At 53.6% G+C, this 3,651-nt stretch carries 3 protein-coding genes; all 3 read right to left on the bottom strand.

Annotated elements, in window-relative coordinates; all coding sequences use genetic code 11:
- Positions 1–162 precede the first annotated feature (162 nt).
- The gene (gene gdhA / locus CJ255_RS21355) at positions 163–1,500 is read right to left on the bottom strand and encodes an NADP-specific glutamate dehydrogenase (protein WP_097646099.1); all 1,338 of its coding nucleotides are present in this window, start codon (positions 1,498–1,500) and stop codon (positions 163–165) included.
- A gap of 120 nt (positions 1,501–1,620) precedes the next feature.
- Positions 1,621–2,385, bottom strand: a complete 765-nt coding sequence (locus CJ255_RS21350; protein ID WP_245863650.1) for an ABC transporter permease — start codon at positions 2,383–2,385, stop codon at positions 1,621–1,623.
- 37 nt (positions 2,386–2,422) lie between these two features.
- Complete coding sequence (modA, locus tag CJ255_RS21345; protein WP_165774872.1) at positions 2,423–3,358, bottom strand: molybdate ABC transporter substrate-binding protein; 936 nt, start codon at positions 3,356–3,358, stop codon at positions 2,423–2,425.
- Between the last annotated feature and the right edge of the window lie 293 nt (positions 3,359–3,651).

The raw sequence follows: 3,651 nt of genomic DNA, 5'->3' as shown, positions 1-3,651 counted from the left end.
ATAGCCGATAGCCGATAGCCGATAGCCGATAGCCGATAGCCGATAGCCGATAGCCGATAGCCGATAGCCGATAGCCGGACATGGGGTCTCAATGCGCTAGATTGTCATTGGGCATGCGGCCTGTTCAATGGTAATTGGTGCAAGATCACATGACTAGGGAGATCAGCATACACCTTGTTGGAGCATAGCATCCGCAACCGTGACGAAACCGGCAATGTTGGCCCCGGCAACATAATTGATGCAGCCGTCTTCTTTGCCGTACTCTACACAGTTAGCGTGGATGTTGCTCATAATAGCGCGCAAGCGTGCATCTACCTCACTGCGCTCCCAGGCCAAACGCATCGCATTCTGGGTCATCTCCAAACCTGAGGTGGTGACGCCGCCAGCGTTGGCCGCCTTGCCCGGCGCATAGAGAATCCGTGCCGCCTGGAATACCTTCACAGCTTCGAGGGTTGTGGGCATGTTTGCACCTTCGGCAACACACTTGACCCCATGTTTGACCAGTGCGCGGGCATCGTCGCCATCAAGTTCATTCTGTGTGGCGCAGGGTAGCGCAATCTCAACCGGCACCTTCCACGGCTTGGCACCAGCAATGTACTCCAACCCAAACTGTTCGGCGTAGGTGGAAACACGCCCATAGTTGCTTTTGATCTCCATCAGGGCTTTGAGCTTTTCGCGCGTGAAACCACCATGATCAATTACGATACCCTGCGAATCGGAGCAGGTGATCACCTTGCCGCCGAGTTCAAGGATTTTCGCAATCGCGTGCTGCGCTACATTGCCCGATCCCGATACCGCAACACGCATACCATCAAAGGCCATGGCCTGGGTTGCCAGCATCTCCTGAGTGAAATAGACGAGGCCATAGCCGGTTGCCTCTGGCCGGATGTGGCTACCACCGTAGGAGCGGCTCTTGCCAGTAAAGACGCAGGCGCTGTTGTTTGAGAGCTTCTTCATCATACCGACCATAAAGCCGACTTCACGTGCCCCCACGCCAATATCACCCGCAGGCAGATCGGTATCAGGGCCAAGGTGGCGGTAGAGCTCCACCATCAGAGCCTGACAGAAACGCATGACCTCGTCGCAACTCTTACCCTTGGGGTCAAAATCGGCACCACCCTTACCCCCGCCCATTGGCAATGTCGTCAGGCCATTTTTGAAGGTCTGCTCAAAAGCGAGGAACTTGAGAATAGAGAGGTTTACCGAGGGATGGAAGCGCATACCACCCTTGAAGGGGCCAATGGCCGAATTGTGCTGGACGCGAAAGGCGCGGTTGACATGAACTTGACCGTGGTCATCTACCCAAGCAACGCGAAACTGAATGACCCGCTCAGGTTCAACCAAGCGTTCCAGCAGCCCAGCTTCGGCATAACGCGGATGCGCCTGAATAAAGTCCCATAGGCTACCCATCACCTCCTGCACCGCCTGAAGATATTCTGGCTCATGCGCATCGCGTGCCCTAACATAGGCGATGAAATCAGACAGATTGGTGTACTTCATATGCTCCTTCCGGTTACATTGTAAGCCGGTATTATAGCACTGTCTGTTTGGGGATGGTAACTTGACAAGTCGAAGCCGCCGCGACGCCCCCACGAGCCCATGTCTTTCACGAACCTTCCCCTACACCCGCTGACCCAGAAGCCCCTTGACTAACAATAATACCCCAAAAGAGAAACCCAAAAACACCAGTGCCAAGACTAGGGCTAATTGTAGGTCACGCTCGAAGCCCAGGTAGATCGCCAGCGGCATGGTCTGGGTGCGCCCTACCAAGTTACCCGCAAAGATGATGGTTGCACCGAATTCACCCAAGGCACGCGCCCAACTCATGACTAGGCCACTGAGCACGACGGGCCAGCAGAGGGGCAGGGTGATGTAGAAGAAGACCTGTGGGCGATTTGCGCCATCAAGCTCTGCTGCATGCTCGAGTTCGCGCTCGACTCCGCGTAGCCCTGCCGCTGCTGCTTTCACAAAGTAGGGCGCGGCGACAAAGGTCTGTGCCATGACGACGGCTACTTGGGTGAAGGCGATGGTGATGCCAAGCTCTGCCAAGTGAGCGCCAATAATGCCGCGCCGCCCAAAGGCGATCAGCAGCGCAATCCCCGCCACTGCCGGTGGTAAGATCATGGGTAGATCAATCAATGTGTCCACGATCATCCGCCCACGAAAGTTGCTACGCGCCAACAAGAACGCTAAGGGCAGCCCAAAACAGAAGGTCAAGCCGGTGGAGATCAGCGAGGTCAGTAGGCTTAAACTGATCGCCTGCAATGTCACATGATGGGTCAAATTGACCACCAGCATGCTCAAATCCACCCGTAGCACAATAGCCAACAATGGCGCTCCAATCAGGACTAAGATGGGCAGCGCTAAGACCCAAAGGGGCAGCATCTCTATGATGCTGCCCCTTTGCCTCTTGCTGTACACCCTATTGGAAGCCATATGTTGCCAAGATTGCTTGACCCTCTGCTCCCAAAACAAACGCGACAAAGGCATCGGCCAACTCCTTTTTGGATGTATCATTAAGACGAGCGATCGGATAGGCGGCAATGCTATTGATTTCTTCTGGAATGAGCAACTCCAAGAGCGGCTCACTACTCGACTGTACATCAGTCAGGTAGACGATCCCTGCATCAGCCTCACCCAGACCAACTTTGGTTAATACGACACGTACATTCTGCTCAAATGATACTACGTTGGCCAGAACTGATGCAGCATAGTTTGATCCAAATTCAGGCAATTTTGAAGCCCTTTCCAGCACCTCACGGCTGTAGTGCCCCACAGGAACCGCCTCATCGGCCAAGATTAAGCGCAGACCTGGTCGCGCCAAATCTACCATCTGTGCTAGTTCAGCCGGATTTGCAGCAGACGTAACAATCGCTAAACGATTGTGGGCAAAGATCTGCTCAGTTCCTGCCGTGACACGCCCACTTTCAATCGCCATAGCCATCTGCGCCATGTGTGCCGAGGCAAACAGATCAACCGGCGCACCCTCTTGAAGCTGTGCAACCAATTGCTGCGAGCCAGCAAAGTTAAAACTGACCCTCGTTCCTGGGTAGAGCGTCTCAAACTTCGTTCCGATCGCGCCAAATGCTTCGGTTAATGAAGCTGCTGCAAAGACGATCAGTTCCCCCTGGAGACCCTCGCTGCTTGCTGGTTCTGAGTGAGCAGGAGAAGGCGGCGCCACTTGTGGTGGCGTACCGCAAGCCACGAGCATAACGAGGATCAGCATGGCAATGAGGCGAACATTGGTGTGTAGCATACGCGTTGTAATCCCATTTACGATTGTAGATTGTAGATTGTAGATTGTAGATTGCCGAACATGGCGTCCCAATGGGCTTTCGCGTTCTTGATGATGCGGCATGTTCAAGGATAATTGGTATAAACCATCCTGACTATAGTACAGATGAAGTATAGAGGATATTGGACATTGGGTATAGCAATGCAGTTTCAGCATGCAACGGATTATACCAATGAGGGAGGGCTTAGGACTATTGACTGAGCCCCAACTATGTCTATAGTCACTGGTGTAAACCGTGAATAGGCGTTAGGCTTATGTTGTGACCAACCAAAGTATGTAAGAGGCTGTCTGAAAAGTCTATGAACTGGCGTTGGAGTGCCGGCTTCAGCCGGCTAAAGCCGGCACTCCAACGCGTG

This window comes from Candidatus Viridilinea mediisalina, assembly GCF_002532535.1.
Taxonomy (GTDB): Bacteria; Chloroflexota; Chloroflexia; order Chloroflexales; family Chloroflexaceae; genus Viridilinea; species Viridilinea mediisalina.
This window is presented reverse-complemented; position numbering and strand designations above follow the sequence as displayed.